Below are 25,425 nucleotides of genomic sequence, written 5' to 3'. Positions count from 1 at the left end.
ACTCCCCCGAGGATGGCCGGGCGGGCCTGTTCGGGCCGTTCACCCTAGTCAGTGGGTGAGGGACCCTCCGCAGCGACCCGTCTGCCCCCCGACGCGACGGATCGACTGAGTCGAGGATGGCGCACGGCGATAAACGAATGATGAACGGCCCGACGAGGCCGTTCAGGCCGCTCGTACGGGAGTCAGCAGCGCGCGTACCTCCGCGGCCTCGGGCGAGTCGAGGTCCTCGAAGATGCCGATCGCCTCCTGCCAGCAGACGTGTGCCCGGCCCATCTGCCCGATGCCGTCGAGGGCGCGGCCGAGGACGGTCAGGACGTTGCCCCGGCGCCACTCGCCGCCGATGCCACGCAGCACGGTCAGCGCCATCTCGGCGTTGGCCGCGGCCTGCGCGGGCCGTCGGGCGGCGAGGTCGACCTCGGCCAGCCGGAACAGGCTCATGCCCTCCCACAGGCGCTGTCGGCTCTCCCGGAACACCTCCAGGGCCTCGTGCAGACGATGGCTCGCGGAGTCCAGCTCGCCGCTCTGGGTGAGCGCCAGACCGAGCGCGTACCGGGCGTTCGCGCCCCGCATGGAGTTGCCCATGGCGTCGTAGAGTTCGATGCCCTGCTGCGCCAGCTCGACCGCGCTCGCCGTGCGGCCGGTGGCGAGGTGGATGCGGGACAGGTTGCACAGGGCACTGGCCTCGCCCGCGCTGTCGTTCAGGGTGCGGAAGTGCTGGATGGCCTGCGAGAGGTGCTCCTCGCCGTCCTCGTGGCGGTTCTGGTAGAGCGCCATGATTCCGCGGGCGTTCCGGGCCCAGCAGACGGGCAGGAGGTCGTCCGACCGCTGCGCCAGGAGCGTGACCCGCTCCGCCTCCTGGTCCGCCTGCTCGAAGCGGCCGCTGACGTGGTGGACGTTCACCTGGGTCATCAGGGCGCGCGCCTCGGCCCGGTCGGCGCCGAACCTGCGGGCCGCCTCCAGCAGGCCCTCCGCGGTCGTCTCGTACTCCCGGGAGTTGGCCCCCGACTCGGACAGGTCGTGCGCGACCCAGAGCAGGTCGACGGCGCGGCTGAGCGTCTCGGGCCTGCCCGCGGCCTGCCGCACACAGGCGAGCAGGCAGATCGCCTCCGCGTAGAGCCAGTCCTGCGCCGCCCTCAGGTCCGTGAACCGCAACCCGGGATACGCCGTCCCCTCCAGGTGATCCACCAGCCGGTCCCCTGGCCGTTCGAGGGCGTAGACGCCGGCCGCCGTCGCCAGGTAGAAGTCCAGCAGGCGGGAGAGGGCCGCCTCCCGCTCGCTCGGCGGCCACTCGTCGCGTTCCGCGCACGCACGCGCGTAGAGCCGTACGAGGTCGTGGTAGCGGTAGCGGCCGGGCGCCGCCGACTCCAGCAGCGAGGTGTCCACGAGGGACTCCAGCAGGTCCTCCGTCTCCTCCGCCGGGAGGTCGAGGACGGCCGCGGCGGCCGACAGCGAGATGTCCGGGCCGTCCGCGAGACCGAGCAGGCGGAAGGCGCGGGCCTGGGCCGGCTCCAGCTGGCCGTAGCCGAGTTCGAAGGTGGCCTTGACCGCCAGGTCGCCGGCCTGGAGCTCGTCCAGGCGGCGCCGCTCGTCCGCCAGTTTCGCCGCGAGGACGGAGACCGTCCACGTTCTGCGGGCCGCCAGCCGGGACGCGGCGATGCGGATCGCGAGGGGCAGGAAGCCGCAGGCCCCGACCACGTCCAGGGCGGCCTCCCGCTCCGACGCCACCCGCTCCTCGCCGACGATCCTCGTGAACAGCTGCAGCGCCTCGTCCGGGGACATCACGTCCAGGTCCACCAGATGGGCCCCCGCGAGGTCCACCATCCGCACCCGCGAGGTCACCAGGGCCGCGCAGCCCTCCGTCCCGGGCAGCAGCGGACGTATCTGGGCGGCGTCCCGGGCGTTGTCCAGCAGGACCAGGACCCGGCGGCCGTCGAGGACCGAGCGGTACAGGGCGGCCCGTTCCTCCAGGGAGTCCGGTATCGCCGTGTCGGGCGTCCCCAGGGCCCGCAGGAAGGAGCCCAGCACCGTCTCCGGCTCGGCGGCCCGCGCCCCGGCACCCATCAGGTCGACGTACAACTGGCCGTCGGGGAAGGAGGACCGCGCCTGGTGGGCGACGTGCACCGCGAGGGTCGTCTTGCCGACGCCGCCGATGCCGGCCAGCGCCGAGACCGCCATCACCCGGCCCTCGGCCGAGGACAGGACCTCGCCGAGCTCGCGCACGAAGGCCGCGCGGCCCGTGAAGTCCGGGACGGTGGCCGGGAGCTGGGCCGGACGCACGGGGGCGGCGGCCGGTTCGGCGGGCGGGGCGGAGGGTTCCGCCAGGCCGGGGTCGGCCTCCAGGATGCGCTGCTGGAGCTCGCGCAGGGCCGGACGGGGGTCGACCCCCAACTCGTCGGCCAGCAGGCGGCGGGTGTCCGCGTACACCGCGAGGGCCTCCGCCTGCCGGCCGCTGCGGTACAGCGCCAGCATCAGCAGCTCGCGCAGGCGTTCGCGCAGCGGGTGGGCCGCGGTGAGGGCGGTGAGCTCGGAGACGGCCTCCGCGTGGCAGCCCTGCTCCAGGTCCATGTCCAGGCGGGACTCCAGGAGTTGCAGGCGCCATTCCTCCAGGCGGACCCTCTGGGCCTCCGCGTACGGGCCCGGCACGCCCGCCAGCGTCTCCCCGTCCCACAGGGCCAGCGCGCGGTCCAGTACCCGGCGGGCCTGGCACAGATCTCCGGCGCTCTTCGCCTTCTCCGCCTCCGTCGCCAGGTCCTGCGCCACCGTCAGGTCGAAGGCGTCCTCGGCCAGGCCGCGGATCGCGTAGCCGCCCGACTCGCTCACCAGCACCCCGGCGTCCAGCACCTTACGCAGCCGGGACGCGTACGTCCGTACCGCGGCCAGCGCCTGCGAGGGCGGCTCCTCGCCCCACAGGGCGTCGATCAGCTCGGCCGCGGTCGCCGTACGGCCCTCGCGCAGCAGGAGGGCGGCCAGCAGGGCGCGTTGCTGGGGGGAGCCGGTGTTCAACGACTCGTCCCCGCGCCGGGCGCGCACGGGTCCGAGCACGCCGAAGCGCAGGGCCGCGGGCTCCGCAGAGGGGCTCGAACGCCTCTGCTCGGGCACCCGCGGTACACGGTCGACCATCGCCGTCCCCCTAGACACAGTGAGCAACCCCGTCAGTCTGCCTTGTCCAGGGCGGATGCGTCAGCTGTGGAGGGGGCGGTCACGGCCAGACGCGCGGTATGTCACAAGGCCCTCACGTGGCCTTCGCACACTTCCGCACAGACCCGGACGGGAAAACAGCCCGCCGACCGACAGCTGACGGTTCGTCAGATCGGCGCTACCGTGAGCGCCATGGACACCGACCTGACGTTCCCTCAGATCATCTCCGTCGACGACCACACCGTGGAGCCCGCGGACGTCTGGCAGAGCCGTCTGCCGAAGAAGTACCTGGACGTCGGCCCCCGCATAGTCCGGGCCCCGCTGAAGGAGATCTCCTTCCTCGGCGGCCGCTTCCGCCCCGTGATGGGCGCCCCCGGTGACGACGGCCCGCTGGGCGACTGGTGGCTCTACGAGGAGCTCCAGCGTCCTCTGACCCGCCTCGACACGGCCGTGGGCTACTCCCGGGACGAGATAAAACTCGAGGTCATCACCTACGAGCAGATGCGGCCGGGGTCCTACGACGTCCCGCAGCGGCTGGCCGACATGGACGTCAACCACGTCCAGTCCGCTGTCTGCTTCCCGACCTTCCCGCGTTTCTGCGGCCAGACCTTCACCGAGGCCAAGGACCACGAGCTGGGCCTGCTGTGCGTACAGGCCTACAACGACTGGATGGTGGAGGAGTGGTGCGGCCCGCAGGCACGGGGCCGGCTCATCCCCCTCACCCTCATCCCGCTCTGGGACGCCGAGCTCGCCGCCGCCGAGGTCCGCCGCAACGCCGCCCGCGGGGTACGCGCGGTCGCCTTCTCCGAGATCCCCCCGCACCTGGGCCTGCCCTCCGTCCACTCCGACGACTGGGACCCCTTCCTCGCCGCCTGCGACGAGACCGGCACGGTCATCGCCATGCACATCGGCTCCAGCAGCAGGATGCCGTCCACCTCCAAGGACGCCCCGCCCGCGGTCGGTTCGACGATCACCTTCGCCAACTGCTGCTTCTCGATGGTCGACTGGCTGATGAGCGGCAAGTTCGAACGTTTCCCGAACCTGAGGGTGATGTACGCCGAGGGCCAGATCGGCTGGATCCCGTACATCCTGGAGCGCGCGGACGTCGTCTGGGAGGAGAACCGGGGCTGGGGCGGGGTCGCCGACAAGGTGCACCGGCCGCCGTCCGAGCTGTTCGCCGAGCACGTCTACGGCTGCTTCTTCGACGACGCCTTCGGACTGCGCAACCTGGACGCCATCGGCCTGGACAACGTCCTGTACGAGACCGACTACCCGCACTCCGACTCCACCTGGCCCAAGTCCCGCGAGGTCGGCGAGGCGCAGATGGGCCACCTGGACCCGGCGGCCGTGGAGCGGATCGTCCGCGGCAACGCCATCGACCTGCTGGGACTGACCCCCGAGGGGCTCTGGCGACCGTGACCGCCCTGTCGTACGGCATCCAGCTGCCCGTTCAGTCCCAGAGCACCATGTACGCCGAGCCCTGGGAGGCCGCGGCCGGCCCCGAGGACCTGCTCGCCGTCGCCCGGACCGCGGAACGCGCGGGCTTCGACTACATCGCCTCCTGCGACCACGTGGCCATCCCGCGCCGGCTCGCCCCCGCGATGAGCACGGTCTGGTACGACCCCGTCGCCACCCTCGCCTTCCTGGCCGCGGCCACCGAGCGCGTCCGGCTGCTGAGCCACGTGGCCGTCGTGGGACTGCGGCACCCCCTGCTCACCGCCAAGCAGTACGCCACCCTCGACCATCTCAGCGCGGGGCGCCTGATCCTCGGGGTCGGGGCCGGTCATGTGCGGGAGGAGTTCGAGGTGCTGGGGGTGGACTTCGAACGGCGCGGAGCGGTCCTGGACGAGACGGTCGACGCCCTGCGCGCGGCCCTCGGCGCCGAGGAGTTCCCCGAACACCACGGCAAGCGCTACGACTTCGAGGGCCTGGGCCAGCGGCCCCGCCCCGCCCAGGACCGCGTCCCCCTCTGGGTCGGCGGCTCGTCCCCCGCCGCCGTCCGCAGGGCCGCGCTCAGGGGAGACGGCTGGCTGCCGCAGGGCGACCCGCGCGACCGCCTGCCCGGCCAGATCGCCCGGCTCGGGCGGCTGCGCGCCGAGGCCGGCATCGAGGACCCGCTGACCGTCGGCGCGATCACCGAGCCCCTGTACGTCGGCACGCCCTCCTGGGACGTCGGCCGCCGCACCCTGACCGGCCCACCGGACCGGCTCGCCGAGTCCCTGCGCGCCTACGGCGCGATGGGCGTGCACCAGATCCAGGTGCGGTTCCGCTGCCGCAGTCGCGGCGAACTCACCGACCAGATGGCGGCCTTCGGCGCCGAAGTCGCGCCCGATCTCTGAGGAGTTGTGGCATGGGCAAGCTGGACGGACGCGTCGTGCTCGTCACCGGGGCGGCGCGCGGACAGGGCGAGCAGGAGGTCCGCCTGTTCAGAGCGGAGGGCGCCGAGGTCGTCGTCGCCGACGTCCTCGACGACCAGGGAGAGGCGCTCGCGCGGGAGATCGGCGGCCTCTACGTCCACCTCGACGTGGGCGAGGAGGAACAGTGGCGTGCGGCCGTCAGCACGGTCAAGGACGCCCACGGCCGGATCGACGGCCTCGTCAACAACGCCGGCATTCTGCGCTTCAACTCCCTGGTCGACACACCCCTCGACGAGTTCATGCAGGTCGTGCGGGTCAACCAGGTCGGCTGCTTCCTCGGCATCAGGACGGTGGCGCCGGTGATGGAGGACGGCGGCACGATCGTCAACACCGCCTCCTACACGGCCGTCACGGGCATGGCGGCCGTCGGCACCTACGCCGCCACCAAGCACGCCATCCTCGGCCTCACCCGCGTCGCGGCACTGGAACTCGCCCACCGCGGCATCCGCGTCAACGCCATGTGCCCCGGCGCCATCGACACCGCGATGTCCAACCCGGCCCAGCTGGACCCGACGGCCGACGCGGAGGAGACCGGCCGGGCGCTGGACGAGCTGTACCGCAAGCTCGTGCCGCTCGGGCGGATCGGCAGGCCCGCGGAGGTGGCGCGGCTGGCGCTGTTCCTGACGTGCGAGGACTCGTCGTACATCACCGGGCAGCCCTTCGTGATCGACGGCGGGTGGCTGGCGGGCGTCAGCATCATCTGAGCACATCTGACGGGTCATCAGCTATTGACCCTCCCTGCCGGTAGTGCAACAGTCGACCAAAACTGACGGAGCGTCAGAAAAATCTGGGACCGGGGACGGTGAACCTCCGTGGAATTCGGGCTCTTTGTACAGGGGTATGTGGGCAAGCGCGCCGAGACCGATCCGCTCGCGGAACACAAGGCGCTGATGGAGGAGACCGAGTACGTCATCCAGGCGGACAGGTCGGGCTTCAAGTACGCGTGGGCGTCCGAGCACCACTTCCTGGAGGAGTACTCCCACCTCTCCGCCAACGACGTGTTCCTCGGCTACCTGGCGCACGCGACGGAACGCATCCACCTCGGATCGGGCATCTTCAACCCGCTGGCGCAGGTGAACCACCCGGTGAAGGTCGCCGAGAAGGTCGCGATGCTCGACCACCTCACCGGCAACCGCTTCGAGTTCGGCAGCGGGCGCGGCGCCGGGTCGCACGAGATCCTCGGGTTCATACCGGGCGTTACCGACATGAACTACACCAAGGAGATCTGGGAAGAGACCATCGCCGAGTTCCCCAAGATGTGGCTGCAGGACGAGTACGTCGGCTTCCAGGGCAAGTTCTGGCAGCTGCCGCCGCGCAAGGTCCTGCCCAAGCCGTACGGCAAGTCGCACCCGGCGATGTGGTACGCGGCCGGATCGCCGCCGTCGTACGCCATGGCCGCGAAGAAGGGGCTCGGCGTGCTGGGCTTCAGCATCCAGAAGGTCTCCGACATGGAGTGGGTGCTGGAGCAGTACAAGACGGCCATCGTGAACGCCGAACCGGTGGGCGACTTCGTCAACGACAACGTGATGGTGACGACGACGGCCATCTGCGCGCCGACGCACGCGGAGGCGATCGACATCGCCGTGCACGGGGGACTGCACTACCTGCCCTCGCTGGTCTTCCGGTACCACGACACGTTCCCCCGTCCCGAGGGCTTCCCCGAATGGCCGGAGACGCTGCCGGAGTACACGCCGGAGTTCGTGGAGCTGCTGATCGAGGAGGAGTTGCTGATCTGCGGGGACCCGGACGAGGTGCTCACCCAGTGCAAGCGGTGGGAGCAGGCGGGGGCGGACCAGCTGAGCTTCGGGCTGCCGGTGGGGGTGCCGAAGGAGGAGACGCTCCAGACGATCCGGCTGATCGGGGAGCACGTGATTCCGAAGATCGACACGGATCCGGTGCATCGGACGACGCGGTTCCGGGGGGCTGTCTGAGGTCGTACGGCGGCTGCGGGTGTGTGGGGGCTGGTCGCGCAGTTCCCCGCGCCCCTGAGTAGGTCATCGCCACCCAGCTGGAGGAGGCACCCGATGCTCGATCACCTCATCACGGCCGCGACCGTTGTCGATGGGACCGGCGCTCCCGCCCGTATCGCCGACGTGGGTATCCGAGACGGGCGTATCGCCGTCATCGGCCGAGTCGACGAGGAATCGCATACCCGTGAGGACGCCACCGGCCTCGTCCTCGCGCCCGGGTTCGTCGATCCGCACACGCACTACGACGCCCAGCTGTTCTGGGACCCCTACGCGACGCCGTCCCTGAACCACGGGGTGACGACCGTCGCGGCCGGGAACTGCGGGTTCACCCTCGCCCCGCTCAACCCCGCCCGCCCCGAGGACGCCGACTACACGCGCCGGATGATGTCCAAGGTCGAGGGCATGTCGCTGACCGCGCTGGAGGAGGGGGCGCCCTGGAGCTGGAGCTCGTTCGGGGAGTACCTGGACGCGCTCGAAGGGCGGATCGCCGTCAACGCCGGATTCATGGTGGGGCACTGCGCGCTGCGCCGGTACGTCATGGGGCCGGACGCCATCGGCGGACAGCCCGACGAGGAGCAACTGAACCGGATCGTGGGGCTGTTGCACGAGGCCATGGACGCCGGCGCCTGGGGCTTCTCCACCACCCAGTCCCGTACGCACTCCGACGGCGACGGACAGCCCGTCGCCTCCCGGCACGCGCTGCCCGCCGAACTGCTGGCCCTGTCCAGGGCCGTCGGCGAGCACGAGGGCACCCAGATCGAGGCGATCGTCGCGGGCTGCCTCGACCAGTTCAGCGACGCCGAGATCGAGCTGTTCGCGGAGATGAGCGCGGCGGCCGGACGGCCCCTGAACTGGAACGTGCTGACCATCGACGCGGCCGTGCCCGAGCGGGTGCCACGCCAGCTGCAGGCCAGCGAGCAGGCACGCAAGGCGGGCGGCCGGGTCGTCGCCCTCACCATGCCGATCCTGACCCCGATGAACATGTCCCTGGGCACCTTCTGCGCCCTCAACCTCATCCCCGGCTGGGGCCCCGTCCTCGGCCTGCCCGTCCCCGAGCGCATCGCCCGGCTGCGGGACCCGGAGGTACGGGCCGAGATGCTCCGGGGCGCCGCCTCCAAGGAGGCCGGCGTCCTGCGGCGGCTGACGAACTTCGGCCGGTACGTCATCGGCGACACCTACAGCGAGGCGAACCGCGGACTGAGCGGGCGGGTGGTCGGCGACATCGCCCGGGAGCGGGGCCAGGACCCCTTCCACTGCATGGTGGAGATCTGCGCGGCCGACGAGCTGCGGACGGTCCTGTGGCCCATGCCCACCGACAACGACCCCGCCTCCTGGGCCCTGCGCGCCGAGACCTGGCAGCACGAGGACGTGCTGCTGGGCGGGTCCGACGCGGGCGCGCATCTGGACCGCATGTGCGGGGCGCCGTACACCACCCGCTTCCTCGGCGACTGCCTGCGCCGACGGAAGCTGGTCGGCCTGGAGCAGGCGGTGAAGATGCTGACCGACGACCCGGCGCAGCTGTTCGGCCTGCGCGAGCGGGGCCGCATCCAGGAGGGTTTCCATGCCGACCTGGTGCTCTTCGACCCGGAGCGGATCGACGCGGGCCAGGCCACCCTGGTGCACGACCTGCCGGGTGACAGCCCGCGGCTGGACGCCAAGGCGATCGGCGTGCGGGCCGTCTGGGTCAACGGGGTCGAGGTGATCCGGGACGACGCGGTCAGCGGCGCCGTACCGGGCAGGGTCCTGCGCTCCGGGCGGGACACGAGGACGGTGAGCACCAGGTGAGGGAGGCGGCCGACGGGCAGCGGCTGTTCGTCGGGGGCGAGTGGACCGAGCCGGACGGCGGACACTACGCCGTCGTCGACCCGGCGACCGAGGAGACCGTCGGGTGGGCCCCGGAGGCCTCGCGGGATCAGGTGCGCGCGGCCTGCGCCGCGGCCCGCGAGGCCTTCGGGCCGTGGTCGAGGACGGCGCCGGAGGAGCGGGCGGCGGTGCTGGGACGGGCGGCCGGCGTCATCGCGGCCCACTTCGCGCCGTACGCCGAACTGGCCCAGGCCGAGACGGGGGCGACCACGGGGACCGCCCGGGCGATGCAGGTCGGGGTGGGCATGGCCCGCTTCCGGCGGTACGCGCGCGTGGAGCCCGCCGAGTGGGCGATCCCGCCGCAGATCAACGAGGCCGGCCCGATGGGGAGAGCCGGGGTGATGGGCGCGCTCGCGGTGCGGCAGCCGGTGGGTGTCGTGGCGTGCATCACCTCGTACAACAACCCGTGGGCGAACCCGGCGGGCAAGATCGCCCCCGCGCTCGCCATGGGCAACACCGTGGTCGTGAAGCCCGCCCCGCAGGACCCGCTGTCGGTCTACCGGATGGCGGAGGCGCTGGAGGCGGCCGGAGTCCCGCGCGGGGTCGTGAACGTGGTCTCCGGCCGGTCGGTGGAGGTCGGCGAGGCGGTGGTGGAGTCGGCCGACGTCGACATGGTCAGCTTCACCGGGTCGACGGCGGTGGGACGGCGGATCGGCGAGGTGTGCGGCCGCTCCATGAAACGGCAGCTCATGGAGCTGGGCGGAAAGGGCGCGGCGCTCGTCTTCGACGACGCGGACCTGGGCTCGGCGGTGGCCGGGATCGGCACCACCTTCTCCTTCTACAGCGGACAGATCTGCACGGCGCCGACGCGGGTGCTGGCGCAGAGGGGGGTGTACGACCGTCTCGTGGAGCAACTGGCGGCCTATGCGAGCCGGTTGAAGGTGGGCGATCCGAGGGAGCCGGACACGGTGGTCGGGCCGGTGATCTCCGCCGCCCACCGGGACCGGGTGGAGTCGTACGTCGAACTGGGCCGCAAGGAGGGCGCGGTGGTCGTCGCGGGCGGCGAACGGCCGCCGTACGAACGCGGTTTCCATGTCGCGCCCACGCTCCTCGCCGACTGCACCAACGACATGCGCGTGGCCCGGGAGGAGATCTTCGGGCCGGTGGTCGTGGTGATCCCGTTCGACGACGAGGACGAGGGCGTCGCCCTCGCCGACGACAGCGACTACGGGCTCATCGACTACGTGTGGTCGGGCGACGTCGCCCGCGCCTTCCGGGTGGCCCGGCGGCTGCGGGCCGGCGGGGTCGGCGTCAACACCGTCGGCCGCAACATGGAGGCGCCCTTCGGCGGCTTCAAGGACAGCGGGGTCGGCCGCGACTGCGGGTCGTACGCGCTGCACGCCTACGGCGAGGTGCAGTCGATCGTCTGGCCCGGCTGATATCAAGACCCTCCCGGGGGGACCTAGTCGTCCAGATCCACCCGCACCGTCAGCAGCCCGGCGCCGACCGTCCGCACCGCGGCACTGTTCATCCGGGGCAGGCCGCGCAGCCGGGCCACGGGGTCGTCGTCGCGCAGGAGATGGGCCGTGCCGGTGTGCCAGCGGCCGCGCAACCGGACCCGGACCCGGGGATCGGCCTTGATGTTGCGCACGTACTGCGAACGCTCCCCGAACTCCGACACCAGCCAGAAGGAGCCCCCCGTCCTCCGCCCGCCGACCGGCGTACGGCGGGGGAGGCCGGAGGTGCGGCCGGTGGTCTCCAGGAGGGTGTGGGTGGGCAGACGGCGCGTCACGCGGTTCAGGACCCGCTGGAAGGCCGTGACGACGCGGTACTTGGTCTCACTGTCCATGCGTCGACTTCACCACGAAAACCGATGGAACGCCGCCGTGGTGCGCCGCTACCTTGCTGCCGGACCGAGTCGTCTGGTGAAGGGCGTGCCGTTGTACACCGTGTGAGACCTCCCGAGCGCTGATTCGTCGCGCGTCGCGCCTGCGCGCCGCGCCCCTTTCTGCTGCGGATTTCTCACTGAAACCGGTGTACTTCTGTGCTCAACAACTGGGTGGTCGTTCCCACCTGCCTGCCACTTGTCCTGCGCCGTTGCCACACGTGCGCGTCCGGGACGTTCCGGCCGAACGGCAAGTTCCGTGTCAACGCCAACCACAAACTCATCGACGCCTGGCTCCTCGCGCTCTGCACCTCCTGCGGGGACACCGCGAAGTTCACGGTCCTGGAGCGGGCGAACGTGCGCTCCGTACGGCCCGAGCTGCTGGACCGCATGCACGACAACGACTCCGGTCTGGCGGCCGAGTTGCTCCGGGACCCGCTCGTGCGGCGCCGCAACCGCATCGCGCTCGACTGGGCCGGTGCCTGGCGTCTCGACACGGGCGGCCCGGATCACCACCCGGACGGTGAGGTGATCGACGTCTCGGTCCGCTTCGCGGCGCCGATCCCGGTCCGGCCGGTGCGGCTGATCGCCGAAGGCCTCGGTCTGTCACGGGCCGAGGTCGAGCGGCTGATCGCCGCGGGGAAGGTCGTCTCGGCGGTCCGCCTGGGCGGCAGACTCTCCGGCGACTTCACGTTCATGCTCAAGCGCTGAGTCCCGCCGCGCGGCCGGGGGCCCGTCCGGCGAGATCCGCCGGGCAGGCCCTCCGGCCGCGCGTCAACGGCCCAGGAACACCGGGTTGGTGAAGGCGGCCATCGCCCCCGGCAGCGGCCCCACCGCCGTCTCGTGGCGCAGTTCCGCACGGACGTACGCCGCGTGCGCCGCGGTCGTCCGCCATTCCGCGACGCCGGAGCCCGTCACCGGCAGGGGATCACCGGTGAGGACCAGGCCCTCGTCGGTGACCAGGCGGACCGCGCAGCGCGGGGCGCCCCCGGCCTCGACGCGGACCGTGACCGGGGTGTCCGCGCCGACCGCCAACCGCCCTCCGATTCCCACGTGTTCACCGCCCGCGGCCGTCGCCGTCAGGGAGAGGGACACGCTCTTCGACTCCGCCACGTACGAACGCCCCGCCCGGATCCCCTCCAGAATCGCCGCCCGCGTCAGCGCCTCGGCCAGCACGACCGTCTGCGGCAGCCCCACCGCATCCGGATCCCGGTGCGCGTCGCTGCCGCCCATCGCCGGGAGCCAACCGCGCCCCTGCCGTGCCGACGCCACCAGCCCCGCGTCCCACTCCGCCAGCGTCACCTCGTCGTCCGGCGTCCACGGGCCGTTCCACACCTCCACCGCGTCCGCCTCCGCGTACCCGAACTTCCAGGCGCACCCGACGCAGGGGGCGTGCGGATGGGCCGGCACGACCAGGCCGCCGGCCCGCCGGACCAGGCCGGCGACGTGCTCGAACCGGCCGTCCCGGGCCCGGAGACGCCAGTCCACGAAGGTCCCCGGATCGGTGCCGAGCGCCACCACGTGACCGTTCCTCGTCGTCACTTCCTCGCCGAGCAGGATCAGCAGGTCCTCGCCCGCCTCCGCGGCCCAATGGGCGTGTGCGGCATGGGTGTTGTGGTCGGAGGAGTTGATGAAGTCCAGGCCCGCCGCCCGCGCGAGCGCCGCGATCTCCGCCGGGGTGCGGCGGCCGTCGGAGTGCCGGGAGTGCAGGTGGCAGTCGCCGCGGTACCAGGCCCGCCCGCGGCCCGCGGCCCGCTCCGGCGGGTACACCGGCCGGGCGGCGGGGCCGGCGGCGCCGTACTCGAACGCCACCGTGATCTCGTACGACAGCCCCTGCGGCGCCACCGTGTAGGGGCCGAGCGCCACATGCCAGGTGCCCTCTCGCACCGGTCCCGGCACATACCCCGGTGTCGCGTCGTCCGCGCGGACGAAGAACTCCGTACGGGCCCCGCCCGACCAGCCCCGGAAGCCCTCCCCGCCCGGTCGCGTGCCGCGCTCGTCGAAGAGGCCGATGTCGAGGGCGTTGCCGGGGGGTACGGCGGGTCTGTCGTAGGTGTAGGAGACCCTCAGCTCGCGGACACCGGGCGGGACGACGAAGGGCACGTACACGTAGTCCGGTGCGCCCGGGGCCAGGGTGCCGCGCAACGTCGTCACACCGTCAACGTAGACCGGCCCCGCGACCTGTGGAACCCGGCGCCGAATCCCGACTGGTCGGTGTGTACATCGCATGCCGTACCCGGTATGGATGACCCATGCGCATCGCCGTCACGATCTTCCTCACCGACGAGACCATCACTCCCGTCCGGCTCGCGCGTGAGCTGGAGCGGCGCGGGTTCGCGGGCCTGTACCTGCCCGAGCACACCCACATCCCGGTCGAGCGGACGACCCCGTACCCGGCGGGCGGCGACCTGCCCCCCGAGTACGGCCGCACCCTCGACCCCTTCGTCGCCCTCGGCCAGGCCGCCGCCGTGACCGAGCGGCTCGGCCTCGGCACCGGCATCACCCTGGTCGCCCAGCACGATCCGATCGCCCTCGCCAAGCAGATCGCCACCCTCGACCACCTCTCCGGCGGCCGGTTCACCCTCGGCCTGGGTTTCGGCTGGAACGTCGAGGAGGCCGCCGACCACGGCGTGGAGTGGCGCACCCGGCGGGAGCTGGTGCGGGACCGGATGGCGCTGATGCGGGCGCTGTGGGCGGAGGAACCGACCGCCTACGAGGGGGAGTCCGGGAGCGTACGGGCCTCCTCCGCGTATCCCAAGCCGGTCCGGAAGCCGCGCGGACCGGTCGTCGGCCCGCGCACCCTCGTCGGCGGCGCCGCGGGCCCCAAGCTCTTCTCCCACATCTGCGAGTACGCCGACGGCTGGATGCCGATCGGCGGGCGCGGCCTGACCGAGTCGCTGCCGGTGCTGCGCGCCGCCTGGGCCGACGCGGGCCGCGACCCGGCCGCCCTCCGGATCGTCCCGTACGCCGTCTTCCCCAGCCCCGGCAAGCTCGCGCACTACGCCGACCTGGGCATCGAGGAGGTCGTGGTGCAACTGCCGCCGGCGGGGGAGGCGGAGGTGCTGCGTGCCCTGGACGAGTACGCCGAGTACGTGTGAACAGGGCCGGCGCAGCCGACCCCCAGGCGGGCGGGGAACTGCGCGACCAGCCCCGACGGACTCGCACCCGGCCCTGCACGGCATCCCTCCCGGGCGGCTTCCGTGCCTGATCAAACCCGAACGTATGCTCAAAGAATGACGACTTCCGCGACCGGAACCGGCCCCACCGAGAACTCCATGCGTCGCGCCCTCAAACGCGCCCGGGACGGCGTGGCCCTCGACGTCACCGAGGCGGCCGTCCTGCTCCAGGCCCGCGGCGAGGCCCTCACCGACCTCGCCGCGTCCGCCGCGCGGGTCCGGGACGCGGGCCTGGAACAGGCCGGGCGCCCCGGCGTCATCACGTACTCCAAGAGCGTCTTCGTCCCCCTGACCCGGCTGTGCCGGGACAAGTGCCACTACTGCACCTTCGTCACCGTCCCCGGCAAGCTCCGCCGCGCCGGGCACGGGATGTTCATGTCGCCGGACGAGGTCCTGGACGTCGCCCGCAAGGGCGCCGCCCTCGGCTGCAAGGAAGCCCTCATCACCCTCGGCGACAAGCCCGAGGAGCGCTGGCCGGAGGCCCGGGAGTGGCTGGACGCGCACGGCTACGACGACACCATCGCCTACGTCCGCGCCATCTCCGTCCGCATCCTGGAGGAGACCGGGCTGCTGCCCCACCTCAACCCCGGCGTCATGTCCTGGACCGACTTCCAGCGGCTCAAGCCCGTCGCCCCGTCCATGGGGATGATGCTGGAGACCACCGCCACCCGCCTGTGGTCCGAACCCGGCGGGCCGCACCACGGCTCCCCGGACAAGGAACCCGCCGTACGCCTGCGCGTCCTGGAGGACGCCGGGCGGTCCTCCGTCCCCTTCACCTCCGGGCTGCTGATCGGCATCGGCGAGACGTACGAGGAGCGGGCCGAGTCCCTGTTCGCGCTCCGCAAGGTCTCCCGCGCCTACCACGGCATCCAGGAACTGATCATCCAGAACTTCCGCGCCAAGCCGGACACCGCGATGCGCGGCATGCCCGACGCCGAGCTGGACGAACTGGTCGCGACGGTCGCCGTCGCCCGGCACATCATGGGCCCGAGCGCCTGTCTGCAGGCCCCGCCCAACCTCGTCGAGGGCGAGTACGAGCGGCTGATCGGGGCGGGCATCGACGACTGGGGCGGGGTCTCCCCGCTGACCATCGACCACGTCAACCCCGAGCGGCCCTGGCCGCAGATCGAGGAACTCACCGAGCGCTCCCGCGCCGCCGGCTTCGAGCTGCGCGAACGGCTCTGCGTGTACCCGGAGTTCGTCACCCGCGGCGAGCCCTGGCTGGACCCGCGGCTGCGCCCGCACGTGCGCGCCCTGGCCGACCCGGAGACCGGGCTGGCCCTCCCCGACGCGGTGGTCGAGGGTCGCCCCTGGCAGGAGCCCGAGGAGGCCTTCACCGCCTCCGGCCGCACCGACCTGCACACCTCCATCGACACCGAGGGCCGTACCGCCGACCGGCGCGAGGACTTCGACGAGGTCTACGGCGACTGGGCGGAGCTGCGCGAGGCGGCCGCGCCCGGCATGGCGCCCGAGCGCATCGACACCGACGTGCGCTCCGCGCTGGCGACCGCCGCCGACGACCCGACGAAACTCACCGACGACGAGGCGCTGGCGCTGCTGCACGCGGACGGCCCCGCGCTGGACGCCCTGACCCGGATCGCCGACGACGTGCGCAGGTCGGCGGTCGGCGACGAGGTGACGTACATCGTCACCCGCAACATCAACTTCACCAACGTCTGCTACACGGGCTGCCGGTTCTGCGCGTTCGCGCAGCGCAGGACGGACGCCGACGCCTACACCCTCTCCCTGGAGCAGGTGGCCGACCGCGCCCAGCAGGCGTGGGACGTGGGCGCGGTCGAGGTGTGCATGCAGGGCGGGATCCACCCGGACCTGCCGGGGACGGCGTACTTCGACATCGCGCGCGCGGTGAAGGAGCGGGTGCAGGGCATGCACGTGCACGCCTTCTCCCCCATGGAGGTCGTCAACGGCGCCACCCGCACCGGCATGTCGATACGGGAGTGGCTGACCGCGGCGAAGGAGGCCGGCCTGGACACCATCCCCGGCACGGCCGCCGAGATCCTCGACGACGAGGTCCGCTGGATCCTCACCAAGGGCAAGCTGCCCACCGCCACCTGGATCGAGGTGATCGAGACCGCCCACGAACTCGGCATCCGGTCGTCGTCGACCATGATGTACGGCCACGTCGACCAGCCCCGCCACTGGCTCGGCCACCTGCGCACGCTGGCCGGCATCCAGCAGCGCACCGGCGGCTTCACGGAGTTCGTGACGCTCCCCTTCATCCACACCAACGCCCCGGTGTACCTGGCGGGGATCGCCCGGCCCGGCCCGTCGGTCCGCGACAACCGGGCGGTGACCGCCATGGCCCGGCTGCTGCTGCACCCGTACATCCCGAACATCCAGACCAGCTGGGTCAAGCTGGGCACGGAGGGCGCGGCGGAGATGCTGCGCTCGGGCGCCAACGACCTGGGCGGCACGCTGATGGAGGAGACGATCTCCCGGATGGCCGGGTCCTCCTACGGCTCGTACAAGTCGGTCAAGGACCTGATCGCGGTGGCGGAGGCGGCCGGGCGGCCGGCGAAGCCGCGGACGACGCTGTACGGCGAGGTGCCGCAGGAGCGGCAGCGGGCGGCGGCGGTGTCGGACGGGCACCTTCCGGAGCTGCTGCCGGTGCTGGACTGACCCGGGGGAGCACCACAGTACGATGATCGGACCCCTGTTCCGACGGGTGTCAGGGGTCCTGTAACCGAGGAGTTGCGTGCCGTGCCAGCCCCCAAGGTCTGGGTGACCGGTCTGACGGTAGGAGCCATAGCCGCCGTCGCCGTCCTGGCCGTGCAGGCCGACAAGGGACCGAAGCCCGATGCGGTCGCCTCCAAGCCGAGCGCCTCGGCGTCGGCGGGCGCGCACCCCCACGCCACGAGGACGAAGTCGCCGGCCGCGGTGCCGGGCGGCTCCGGCACCGGCCGCCGGATCGTCTACTCGGTCGGCCGCAAGACGGTGTGGCTGGTCGACGCGAGCGACGCGGCCCGCCGCACCTTCGCCGTGTGGCCGGGGACGGTCGCGCCCGCCCCCGGCGCCTACACGGTCGGCACGCGCACCGAGGGCCCGATCACCGGCTCGGACGGTGTGAAGATCGAGCACATCGTGTACTTCTCCGTCAGCTCCGGAGTCAACATCGCCTTCTCCAACGCGGTCGACGGGACGTCCCCGCCGCCCGCGTCCGGCACCCGCACCGGCGGTATCCGGATGAGGGCGGCGGACGGGGCGGCGCTGTGGACCTTCGCGACGGCCGGTACGAAGGTCACGGTCGTCAAGTAGTCGCGTCCGTACGCCGGTTGTCGCTGAACAGCACGACGAGCAGCGTGATCCCGGCGAAGACGAACACCCGCAGCGCGGCGTCCAGGCCGTTCCAGGTCTTCGACTGCCACATGGAGAACCACTCCCCGCCGATGGCGATGAAACCGGCGCCGAACAGCAGGAGCAGCATCAGCAGCCCGTAGGTGGAGACGCTGCGGGCGCGCACGTGGTCCCGGCGGGCCCACAGCCAGGTCCCGTAGATCAGGACGACCGCGGCGAGCGTCTCCCAGACGATGATCGCGACGTAGGCGGCGTTCTGCAGGCCCTTGCTGGTGACGGCCCGCCACATCAGGTCGTCGTCCTTGAACGTGGTGTCCATGGCCAGGACGTGCTGCACGAACGCCTGGTTGGTCCCGAAGTCGGTGATGTTGCCGAAGGCGACGAGCGCGATGTAGAGGGCGACGCTCGCCGTGAGGAGCGCGGCCGTGAGGGTGAGGGCGCGGGTGTGGGGGGTGGTGACCGTGGTCGGGCCGGTCGTTGTGTTGGTGGACATGACAGCCATCTTTCCCCGGCGTGATCGGTCCGCGCACCGGATTGCCCCCTGAACCGACCGTCCCCGTTCGATTACAGTGCTGAACTGTCGTATGTCGGGCGGGGCCCTCGGGGAGGTCTTGGTGGGTGGGACAGCCGGGGCCGTCTGGGGCCGTGCGGAACAGCAGGACTTCCGCAGCCGGGTGCGGGGCACACTGCTCGGATCCGCCGTCGGGGACGCGCTGGGAGCGCCGGTCGACGGGCTGGATCTGGACGGGATCCGGGAGGGCTACGGCGCCGAGGGGCTCGGCGATCTCGGCGTCGCGTACGGCAGACGCGGAGCCGTCACCCACCTCACCCAGCTCACCCTGTTCAGCGTGGACGGGCTGATACGCGCCCAGGTCCGGCGGGACACCGGCGCCTGGCATCCGCCGACCGACCTGCACCGCGCCTATCTGCGGTGGGCGGCCACCCAGCGCGACTGGGGACCGGACGAGCGGCGCAAGGACGACGGCTGGCTGGCCCGCGAGGAGTGGCTGTACGCCCGGCGGGACCCGGCCCGCTCGCTGCTGATCGGCTTCGGCGACGAGAACATGGGCACCCTGGACGCGCCCAAGAACCCCGGCGAGGTCGGACCGGAGGCGGTGGCCCGCTCCGCGCCCTTCGGGCTCCTGGTCGGCTGGGAGCCGCAGCTCGTCGCGCAGCTCGCGGTGGAGTGCGCGGCGCAGACCCACGGGCATCCGATGGCCTACCTGTCGGCGGGGGCGTACGCCGTCGTCGTGCACGGGCTGGCCCGCGGCGAGACCCTCGACGCGGCCGTCCAGCAGGCGCTCGCCCTGCTCGCCGCCCGGCCCGGCCACGAGTCGGTGTCCGGCGCGCTGCAGCACGCCCTGGGAGCGGTACGGCAGGGCATGCCGACGCCCGCCCGGGTCGCCGAGCTCGCCGGGGACCGTACGGCGGAGGGGACGCTGGCCGCGGCCGTGTACTGCGCCCTGGTCGGCGAGGACGTCCGGCACGGCCTGTGTCTGGCCGTGAACCAGGACGGCCCGTCGGGCGCGACGGCCTCGCTGACCGGCGGCCTGCTGGGCGCCCTGCACGGCGAAACGGCCCTGCCGCCCGCCTGGCTGGCCGAGCTGGAGGGCCGGCCCACCATTCTGGAACTGGCCGACGACTTCGCCATGGAGATGACCCAGGGCCCCGCCCTGCACGGCCCGGCGGGCGCCTCCCCGGGCTGGCTGGCGCGGTATCCGCGGGCCTGAGGCTGGGGGCCGCCGGCCGGTCGGGCACGCCTGTTGTGGCGAGCGCCGGGCGTGGGTGCTCGTCGGGCCGGCCGGCTCGGTGTCCGGGGTGCTGTGCCTGGAGGCCGCCGGTGGGTTGGTCTCCCTGTCGTGGCGAGCGCCGGGCGTGGTGCTCGTCGGGCCGGCCGGCCGGCCCGGTGTCGGGGGACCTGAGCCTGGAGGCCGTCGGCGGGTTGGTCGCGCCAGTCCGGCGAGCGCCCCGCCGCCGCTTTCGCCTTGGGCGCCTTCAGCGCTCCCGTGGCATCGCGGGCCCACCCAGCAGCGCGGCGCGGTCGGCCGCGCTAGGCCTTCTCGGACGCCTCTCGGGCCGTGCGCTCCAGGCGGTTCCGGTACTCCTGCCACCAGGCCGGGTCGTTCGACGGCAGGTTGGTGCTGTCCTGGAGCCAGCCCGCGGAGCCGTCCAGCTGTTCGCGGAGGATGTCGGCCTGACCCGCGTGCCGCTGGGTGTCGGCGAGGACCCGGACCAGGGCGTGGTGCAGGGTGATCTCGTCCTTGCCGTCCGCCCACCACGGCACCCTGCCGACCGTGTCCGGGGGCAGTGCCGCGACGGTGGCGTCGGCGTGCGGCCACGCCTGCCGGTAGCGGTCGACGATGTCCGCCCGGGACTCCTCGGCGGTCGCCCACATGTCGCCGTTGTCGTCGCCGACGGGCCCGTACCAGGGGCGGCCCGGGGCGGCGGGCCGCCCGAACGTGTCGCCCAGGTAGCCGAGTTCGACGTACGTCACGTGCTTGACCAGGCCCAGCAGATTGGTGCCGGTCGGGGTCAGGGGGCGCCGGACGTCGTACTCGGACAGGCCCTCCAGCTTCCACAGCAGGGCGTCCCGGGCGTCCTGGAGGTAGCGGAGGAGGTCGGCCCGCGGGCCCGGGGGGAGTGTGGTGGTCATGCCGGTCAGTCTGCCGAGCGTGCGGTCCGCCGGCACCGGCTTTTCACCCTCCCCCCGGGCCCGGGGTGTCAGTCCTTCACGGGGGTGCGGCCCAGCGCGTCCTCCACGCCGTCCGCCGGAGCCGGTACGGCCACCGCCGTGCTGTCGTCGTCCGTGTTGATCCGCTCGATGACCGCCAGCCGCTCCGGGGTGTCCTCCGGCTTCAGGTAGCCGATGAGGATGTAGAGGACCAGGGAGACGGCCAGCGGGATGGAGACCTGGTACTGGAGCGGGACGCCGCCCTCGACGTTCCAGTTGATGGGGTAGTTGACCAGCCAGAAGGCCAGCAGCCCCAGCCCCCAGCTGGTCAGCGCCGCCGTCGGGCCGGAGCGGCGGAACGGGCGCAGCAGGCCCAGCATCATCGGGATGGCGATCGGACCCATCAGACCGGCGACCCACTTGATGACGACCGTGATGATGTCCTTGAAGGTGGGCGAGTTGACCTGGGTCGCCACCGCCATCGACAGGGCGAGGAAGACCACGGTGGTCACCCGGGCCGCGATCAGCCCGGACCGCTGGCCCCACTCACGGGCCCGCCGGGACAGCACGGGCGCCGCGTCCCGGGTGAAGACGGCCGCGATCGCGTTGGCGTCGGAGGAGCACATGGCCATCGTGTGGGAGAAGAACCCGACGATCACCAGGCCCAACAGGCCGTGCGGGAGCAGTTGTTCGGTCATCAGGCCGTAGGAGTCGGAGCCGTCCGGCTTCTGGGCGTGCACCAGCAGCGGGGACATCCACATGGGGAAGAACAGCACGACCGGCCAGACCAGCCACAGCGCGGCGGACAGCCGGGCCGAGCGCGTGGCCTCGCGCGGGCTGCTCGTCGCCATGTAGCGCTGGGCCTGGTTGAGCATGCCGCCGTTGTACTCGAAGAGCTTGATGAAGAGGAAGGCCAGGAGGAAGACGGTGCCGTAGGGGCCGATGAGGGGCTTGCCGTGGCCGTGCAGGGCCGGCTGGTCCCAGGCCTCGAAGAAGCCGATGCCCTTGTCGTTCAGCTTCAGTACGACCGCCACGAACATCGAGACGCCGGCCAGCAACTGGATGACGAACTGGCCCAGTTCGGTCAGCGCGTCCGCCCACAGGCCGCCGATCGTGCAGTAGACCGCGGTGATCGCGCCGGTGATGAGGATGCCCTGGTTCAGGGTGATGCCGGTGAAGACGGACAGCAGGGTGGCGATCGCCGCCCACTTCGCGCCCACGTCGACGATCTTCAGCAGCATGCCCGACCATGCGAGCGCCTGCTGGGTCTTGAGGTCGTAGCGGTTCTTCAGGTACTCCAGCGGGGAGGCCACCTGGAGCCGGGAGCGCAGGCGGTTGATCCGTGGCGCGAACAGCTTCGAGCCGATGGCGATGCCCAGCGCGATCGGGAAGGACCAGGTCACGAAGGACGTCACGCCGTAGGTGTAGGCGATGCCCGCGTACCCCGTGAACAGGACCGCGCTGTAGCCGGACATGTGGTGCGAGATGCCGGACAGCCACCAGGGCATCTTGCCGCCGGCGGTGAAGAAGTCGCTGACGTTGCCCACTTGCTTGTGCGACCAGACGCCGATCGCCACCATCACGCCGAAGTAGCCGATGAGCACGGCCCAGTCGAGACTGTTCATGAGCCCCCTTCCAGGGTCCGCTGCCGGGGACGGGCATGACGAACTCTGAGTGGGGTGGCATGATCACAGCAAGCAAGCGTCGGTTCAAGAGCGGGTAAAATTGTTCCGCTTGATGGTCGCTGTTTATGTACGTGAACAACCGGGGTGGCTGGATTTCGACCGTCAGCGCATCAGTTCCCCCGCGTTGACCAGCAGCGACTGCCCGGTGATGGCCCGCGCCCGGTCCGAGGCGAGGAACACCGCCGCGTCGGCGACGTCCGCGTCCGTGGCGAGGTCGGGAAGCGCCATCCGGTCGGTCAGCCGCTTCAGCACCTCCGCCTCCGGCACCCGCTCCGTCTGCGCCGTGAACTGCACGTACGCCTGCACCGGCGGCCCCCACATCCAGCCGGGCAACACGGTGTTGACCCGGACGCGGTGCGGCCCCAGCTCGCGCGCCAGCGAGTACATCGCGCTCGTCAGCGCCCCCTTCGAGGCCGCGTACGCCGCCTGCCGGACCTGCGTGGGGGCGGCGACGGAGGACTGCGTACCGATGAAGACCACCGAACCGCCCACCGCTTTCAGGCCCGGCAGACACGCCCGTGTCATCCGCAGCGAGCCCAGCAGGTTCACGTCGATCACCGACTGCCAGGTCGCGAAGTCCGCGTCCTCCAGGCCGCCGAAGTAGCCGTCCCACGCGGCCACATGGACGACCGCGTCGATCCGTCCGAAGCGCTCGTGCGCGAGGGCGGCCAGCGCCTCGCACTGTGTCTCGTCGGTGATGTCGGTCGGCCGGTACGCGGTGTGCGCCCCGTCCGGATCGATCTCGGCCGCGCTCTTGGCGAGGTTCGCCTCCGTGCGCGCCCCGAGCACCGCGTTGCCGCCGTCGCGCACGACCGCCGCCGCGACCTGGTGACCGAGCCCGACGCCGACTCCCGAGACGACGACGGTCTTGCCCGTGAGCAGTGACATCCGAGCCTCCGGGGGTATGGCCAATTATCTGACGGGGCGTCAGAGTATGGGCGACCGGCGGAGGACGGAAGGGGAGCGACGTGAGTGAGGAAACCCGGAGCGACGTGTACGCCGAACTGGCCGCCGTGGGACCCTACGGAGTCCGTCCCGGCCACGCCCTCATCACCATGGTGGAGCCGCACCCCGGCCACGAGTACGCGTACAACCGCTGGTACGAGGACGACCACTACTACGCCGGCGCTATGGCCATGCCCTGGATGTTCGCCGGGCGCCGCTGGGTGGCCACCCGCGATCTCCAACTGCTGCGCTACCCCGAGAAGTCGGCGGTCGCCCAGCCGGTCACCGCCGGCTGCTACATCTCGACGTACTGGGTCACCGACGGCCGCTACGACGACCACATGAGGTGGACCGTGGCGATCAACAAACGGCTGAACCGGGACGCCCGCGTGTACCAGGACCGCACCCACGTCTTCACGGCGTTCCAGGACCACGAGGTGACGGTCTACCGGGACGGCGCCGCCGGACCCCGCGACTTCCACGCCCTCGACCACCCGTACGCGGGGCTGGTGGTGGAGGTGATCGACGCCGAATCGGCCGGGCAGCGGGCCGAGTTGCTCGAATGGCTGCGGACGCGGCACCTGCCCAAGCGGCTGGCGGGGTCGCCGGCGGCCATGGTGACCGTGTTCCGGCCGACCCCGCTGCCGGGCGACCGTATGACGTACGTGAAGCAGGTGGAGGGCGTGGACACCCGGCTGACGCTGCTGTGGTTCCTGGAGGCCGATCCGCGGGAGTGCTGGGAGGCGTACTTCACGGGGCTGGACGGGCCGGTGGGCGAGACGGGGCTGGGGAGGGTGGAGCTGGTGGCGCCGTTCGTCCCGACGATTCCGGGGACGGACAAGTACGTCGACAAACTGCGCTAGAGCCAGGGGCCCCAGACACAGGCCGAGCCCCCTCGGCAAGGACGGCGAAGCTGGTCGAGAGGGCTCTTGCTGTGCTGCTTGTGAAGTTGTGCTCGAGGGAAGGACGGTCCGAAGATCGTGAGTCCCTTCCGCTACGCCTTGATCGACGCGACGAACGTGTTCCACGCCTTGGCCGGGAAGGCCAGTACCGGGCCCTCGGTGACCTTGGAGTCCCGGACGGCCATTGCCGCGAAAACCGGTGACTTGATCTCGACGCACGCGCCGTTGCCCGTGGAGTACGAGGACTTGGTCCACGTGTCCGTGGCGCCCTGACGAATTGCCATTTTTGCTCCGGAATGCCAGTCGTTGAGTTGCTGTCACCGCACGACGAGTCCGACTCCGAACCCACAGCGCGGTTTGCGCCAACCTGTGGTGTGTGGTGGCGTGATCGACGCTACTCGCCCACCTCGGTGTACGAAGCGACTATTCACTCGACTGGATGGCATATTCCAGGTGGGTCTTCCACTGGAGACCCATGAAGGTGTACGGTACGGCGCTTCAGCGGGCGTACTCCTTCGCGATGTCCGCGATGAACTGCCGTGACTGGTCCGGGTTGAGGGCCTGCGCCCGCAGGTGCTCGTACATCACGCTGTACTTCTGCACGTCGTTCGCCTTCTCCAGGTACAGGTCGCTGGTGACGCCCTCGATGTAGACCACGCTGGAGTCGGCCGCGTCCGGGAACTCGAGGATCGCGTACTGGCCGTTGAGGCCGGGATGCGCCCCCATGTCGAAGGGGATCACCTGCACGGTGACGTGCGGCAGCTGGGACTGCTCGACGAGGTGCTCCAACTGGTCCCGCATCAGCGAGCGGTTGCCCACCACCCGGCGCAGGGCCGCCTCGTCCATCACCGTCCACAGCCGCAGCGGGTTCTCCGGGGCGGTGATTCGTTCCTGCCGGCGCAGCCGCACCTGCACGCGCTTGTCGATGTCGGCGGCCGCGGTCTCGGGCAGGGCGCCCGCGATCAGCGTCTCGGCGTACTGCCGCGTCTGCAGCAGGCCCGGCACGACCTGCGGATCGTAGACGCGCAGGCTCGCCGCGTCCGTCTCCAGCCCGATGTACACGCTGTAGGGGATGTCGCCGAAGGAGTGCCACCACCCCTGCTGGCGGCTGTCCTTGGCCATCTGCATCAGCGAGTCGACGATCCGGTGGTCCTCGACCTCGTACACCCCGCACAGGTCGCGGACGTCGCGCTGGCTGATGCTGCGCCGTCCGTTCTCCAGCCGGCTGATCTTCGACTGCGACACCAGCAGCCGCTCCGCCACTTCCTCGGCCGTCATGCCCTTGAGCTCACGGAGCCGGCGCAGCTCCTGGCCCAGCCGGCGTCGCCTGACGGTGGGATTGACACTTGACGCCACGGGACGTGCACCTCCGGCTGCGGACCTCTGTTTGCCACTTTGCGTATCTGCTGTTGAGCAGATTGCCACCAAGGTGCTTTCTACCGCTGGGAAACGGCGGATATGCGCTGGATACACGCCAGTTCGCGGCACCCGCGCGCGTGGCGGCGCGACACGGCACGG

Annotated in this window: 21 protein-coding genes; 12 read left to right on the top strand and 9 right to left on the bottom strand. The window is 71.7% G+C overall.

Annotation, left to right across the window (positions count from 1 at the left end; translation table 11 throughout):
• Window positions 1–162 precede the first annotated feature (162 nt).
• Window positions 163–3,120, bottom strand: coding sequence for a BTAD domain-containing putative transcriptional regulator (locus tag ACIGDI_RS25010; protein ID WP_399900517.1), 2,958 nt, complete (start codon window positions 3,118–3,120; stop codon window positions 163–165).
• 210 nt (window positions 3,121–3,330) lie between these two features.
• On the opposite strand from ACIGDI_RS25010, the gene ACIGDI_RS25005 reads away from it, so the two are divergent.
• From ACIGDI_RS25005 to ACIGDI_RS24980, 6 genes are all read left to right on the top strand, one after another.
• Window positions 3,331–4,557, top strand: a complete 1,227-nt coding sequence (locus ACIGDI_RS25005; protein WP_399900514.1) for an amidohydrolase family protein — start codon at window positions 3,331–3,333, stop codon at window positions 4,555–4,557.
• The gene (locus tag ACIGDI_RS25000) at window positions 4,554–5,477 is read left to right on the top strand and encodes a TIGR03619 family F420-dependent LLM class oxidoreductase (protein WP_399900512.1); all 924 of its coding nucleotides are present in this window, start codon (window positions 4,554–4,556) and stop codon (window positions 5,475–5,477) included. Before ACIGDI_RS25005 ends, ACIGDI_RS25000 begins: the two co-directional genes overlap by 4 nt.
• Window positions 5,478–5,488: 11 nt before the next feature.
• A complete protein-coding gene (locus ACIGDI_RS24995; protein ID WP_399900509.1) occupies window positions 5,489–6,259 on the top strand; it encodes an SDR family NAD(P)-dependent oxidoreductase in 771 nt (256 codons plus the stop codon).
• A gap of 108 nt (window positions 6,260–6,367) precedes the next feature.
• Window positions 6,368–7,486: an LLM class flavin-dependent oxidoreductase gene (locus ACIGDI_RS24990; protein ID WP_399900506.1), complete on the top strand. Its 1,119-nt coding sequence runs from the start codon at window positions 6,368–6,370 to the stop codon at window positions 7,484–7,486.
• Window positions 7,487–7,579: 93 nt separating this feature from the next.
• Entirely contained in the window at window positions 7,580–9,310 is a 1,731-nt protein-coding gene (locus tag ACIGDI_RS24985) for an amidohydrolase family protein (RefSeq protein WP_399900503.1), read from the top strand.
• The gene (locus ACIGDI_RS24980) at window positions 9,307–10,767 is read left to right on the top strand and encodes an aldehyde dehydrogenase family protein (protein WP_399900500.1); all 1,461 of its coding nucleotides are present in this window, start codon (window positions 9,307–9,309) and stop codon (window positions 10,765–10,767) included. Before ACIGDI_RS24985 ends, ACIGDI_RS24980 begins: the two co-directional genes overlap by 4 nt.
• 23 nt (window positions 10,768–10,790) lie before the next feature.
• Here ACIGDI_RS24980 and ACIGDI_RS24975 read toward each other — a convergent pair whose 3' ends face one another.
• On the bottom strand, window positions 10,791–11,177 hold the full coding sequence (locus ACIGDI_RS24975) for a nitroreductase/quinone reductase family protein (RefSeq protein WP_399900497.1): 387 nt from the start codon (window positions 11,175–11,177) through the stop codon (window positions 10,791–10,793).
• A 195-nt stretch (window positions 11,178–11,372) separates the two neighbouring features.
• Here ACIGDI_RS24975 and ACIGDI_RS24970 point away from each other — a divergent pair, with 195 nt between their 5' ends.
• Entirely contained in the window at window positions 11,373–11,924 is a 552-nt protein-coding gene (locus ACIGDI_RS24970; RefSeq protein WP_399900494.1) for a DUF1062 domain-containing protein, read from the top strand.
• A gap of 63 nt (window positions 11,925–11,987) precedes the next feature.
• Here the strand turns inward: ACIGDI_RS24970 and ACIGDI_RS24965 are convergent, their stop codons facing one another.
• On the bottom strand, window positions 11,988–13,442 hold the full coding sequence (locus ACIGDI_RS24965; protein WP_399900491.1) for a CehA/McbA family metallohydrolase: 1,455 nt from the start codon (window positions 13,440–13,442) through the stop codon (window positions 11,988–11,990).
• Between the two features lie 23 nt (window positions 13,443–13,465).
• Between ACIGDI_RS24965 and ACIGDI_RS24960 the strand changes: the two genes are divergently transcribed.
• The 3 genes from ACIGDI_RS24960 to ACIGDI_RS24950 all read left to right on the top strand — a co-directional run bounded on the left by ACIGDI_RS24960 (window position 13,466) and on the right by ACIGDI_RS24950 (window position 17,665).
• Entirely contained in the window at window positions 13,466–14,311 is an 846-nt protein-coding gene (locus tag ACIGDI_RS24960) for an LLM class F420-dependent oxidoreductase (protein ID WP_399900488.1), read from the top strand.
• A gap of 135 nt (window positions 14,312–14,446) precedes the next feature.
• The gene (locus ACIGDI_RS24955) at window positions 14,447–17,029 is read left to right on the top strand and encodes a bifunctional FO biosynthesis protein CofGH (RefSeq protein ID WP_399900485.1); all 2,583 of its coding nucleotides are present in this window, start codon (window positions 14,447–14,449) and stop codon (window positions 17,027–17,029) included.
• Between the two features lie 81 nt (window positions 17,030–17,110).
• The gene (locus ACIGDI_RS24950; protein WP_399900482.1) at window positions 17,111–17,665 is read left to right on the top strand and encodes a hypothetical protein; all 555 of its coding nucleotides are present in this window, start codon (window positions 17,111–17,113) and stop codon (window positions 17,663–17,665) included.
• Here the strand turns inward: ACIGDI_RS24950 and ACIGDI_RS24945 are convergent.
• The gene (locus ACIGDI_RS24945) at window positions 17,658–18,197 is read right to left on the bottom strand and encodes a DUF2165 domain-containing protein (RefSeq protein WP_399900479.1); all 540 of its coding nucleotides are present in this window, start codon (window positions 18,195–18,197) and stop codon (window positions 17,658–17,660) included. The two genes, ACIGDI_RS24950 and ACIGDI_RS24945, sit on opposite strands and share 8 nt — an antisense overlap.
• Window positions 18,198–18,318: 121 nt before the next feature.
• Between ACIGDI_RS24945 and ACIGDI_RS24940 the strand changes: the two genes are divergently transcribed.
• Window positions 18,319–19,434 (top strand): ADP-ribosylglycohydrolase family protein, encoded by a 1,116-nt coding sequence (locus tag ACIGDI_RS24940; protein ID WP_399900476.1) that lies wholly within the window; start codon window positions 18,319–18,321, stop codon window positions 19,432–19,434.
• A gap of 320 nt (window positions 19,435–19,754) precedes the next feature.
• On the opposite strand, the gene ACIGDI_RS24935 is transcribed toward ACIGDI_RS24940, so the two are convergent.
• From ACIGDI_RS24935 to ACIGDI_RS24925, 3 genes are all read right to left on the bottom strand, one after another.
• Window positions 19,755–20,357, bottom strand: a complete 603-nt coding sequence (locus ACIGDI_RS24935) for a DinB family protein (protein WP_399900473.1) — start codon at window positions 20,355–20,357, stop codon at window positions 19,755–19,757.
• Window positions 20,358–20,425: 68 nt separating this feature from the next.
• Window positions 20,426–22,000 (bottom strand): sodium:solute symporter family protein, encoded by a 1,575-nt coding sequence (locus ACIGDI_RS24930; RefSeq protein ID WP_399900471.1) that lies wholly within the window; start codon window positions 21,998–22,000, stop codon window positions 20,426–20,428.
• A 162-nt stretch (window positions 22,001–22,162) separates the two neighbouring features.
• Entirely contained in the window at window positions 22,163–22,948 is a 786-nt protein-coding gene (locus tag ACIGDI_RS24925) for an SDR family oxidoreductase (RefSeq protein WP_399900468.1), read from the bottom strand.
• A gap of 80 nt (window positions 22,949–23,028) precedes the next feature.
• On the opposite strand from ACIGDI_RS24925, the gene ACIGDI_RS24920 reads away from it, so the two are divergent.
• Window positions 23,029–23,868 (top strand): hypothetical protein, encoded by an 840-nt coding sequence (locus ACIGDI_RS24920; protein WP_399900465.1) that lies wholly within the window; start codon window positions 23,029–23,031, stop codon window positions 23,866–23,868.
• A gap of 131 nt (window positions 23,869–23,999) precedes the next feature.
• Here ACIGDI_RS24920 and ACIGDI_RS24915 read toward each other — a convergent pair whose 3' ends face one another.
• Window positions 24,000–24,191, bottom strand: coding sequence for a DUF397 domain-containing protein (locus tag ACIGDI_RS24915; protein WP_399900462.1), 192 nt, complete (start codon window positions 24,189–24,191; stop codon window positions 24,000–24,002).
• A 214-nt stretch (window positions 24,192–24,405) separates the two neighbouring features.
• Window positions 24,406–25,263, bottom strand: a complete 858-nt coding sequence (locus tag ACIGDI_RS24910; protein WP_058924761.1) for a helix-turn-helix transcriptional regulator — start codon at window positions 25,261–25,263, stop codon at window positions 24,406–24,408.
• Window positions 25,264–25,425 lie beyond the last annotated feature (162 nt).

The organism is Streptomyces sp. NPDC085900, from assembly GCF_044540925.1.
Classification (GTDB): domain Bacteria; phylum Actinomycetota; class Actinomycetes; order Streptomycetales; family Streptomycetaceae; genus Streptomyces; species Streptomyces gilvifuscus.
The sequence above is the reverse complement of the archived record's forward strand: the minus strand, read 5'-3'. Positions and strand labels throughout refer to the sequence as shown.

Excerpts from the sequence above, each read along its gene's own strand:
- ACIGDI_RS24955 (WP_399900485.1), top strand. The coding sequence starts at position 14,447 with ATGACGACTTCCGCGACCGGAACCGGCCCCACCGAGAACTCCATGCGT.
- ACIGDI_RS24985 (WP_399900503.1), top strand. The coding sequence starts at position 7,580 with ATGCTCGATCACCTCATCACGGCCGCGACCGTTGTCGATGGGACCGGC.
- ACIGDI_RS25005 (WP_399900514.1), top strand. The coding sequence starts at position 3,331 with ATGGACACCGACCTGACGTTCCCTCAGATCATCTCCGTCGACGACCAC.
- ACIGDI_RS24965 (WP_399900491.1), bottom strand. The coding sequence starts at position 13,442 with ATGCGATGTACACACCGACCAGTCGGGATTCGGCGCCGGGTTCCACAG.
- ACIGDI_RS25010 (WP_399900517.1), bottom strand. The coding sequence starts at position 3,120 with ATGGTCGACCGTGTACCGCGGGTGCCCGAGCAGAGGCGTTCGAGCCCC.
- ACIGDI_RS24945 (WP_399900479.1), bottom strand. The coding sequence starts at position 18,197 with ATGTCCACCAACACAACGACCGGCCCGACCACGGTCACCACCCCCCAC.
- ACIGDI_RS24960 (WP_399900488.1), top strand. The coding sequence starts at position 13,466 with ATGCGCATCGCCGTCACGATCTTCCTCACCGACGAGACCATCACTCCC.
- ACIGDI_RS24975 (WP_399900497.1), bottom strand. The coding sequence starts at position 11,177 with ATGGACAGTGAGACCAAGTACCGCGTCGTCACGGCCTTCCAGCGGGTC.
- ACIGDI_RS24935 (WP_399900473.1), bottom strand. The coding sequence starts at position 20,357 with ATGACCACCACACTCCCCCCGGGCCCGCGGGCCGACCTCCTCCGCTAC.
- ACIGDI_RS24930 (WP_399900471.1), bottom strand. The coding sequence starts at position 22,000 with ATGAACAGTCTCGACTGGGCCGTGCTCATCGGCTACTTCGGCGTGATG.
- ACIGDI_RS24925 (WP_399900468.1), bottom strand. The coding sequence starts at position 22,948 with ATGTCACTGCTCACGGGCAAGACCGTCGTCGTCTCGGGAGTCGGCGTC.
- ACIGDI_RS24915 (WP_399900462.1), bottom strand. The coding sequence starts at position 24,191 with ATGGCAATTCGTCAGGGCGCCACGGACACGTGGACCAAGTCCTCGTAC.
- ACIGDI_RS24995 (WP_399900509.1), top strand. The coding sequence starts at position 5,489 with ATGGGCAAGCTGGACGGACGCGTCGTGCTCGTCACCGGGGCGGCGCGC.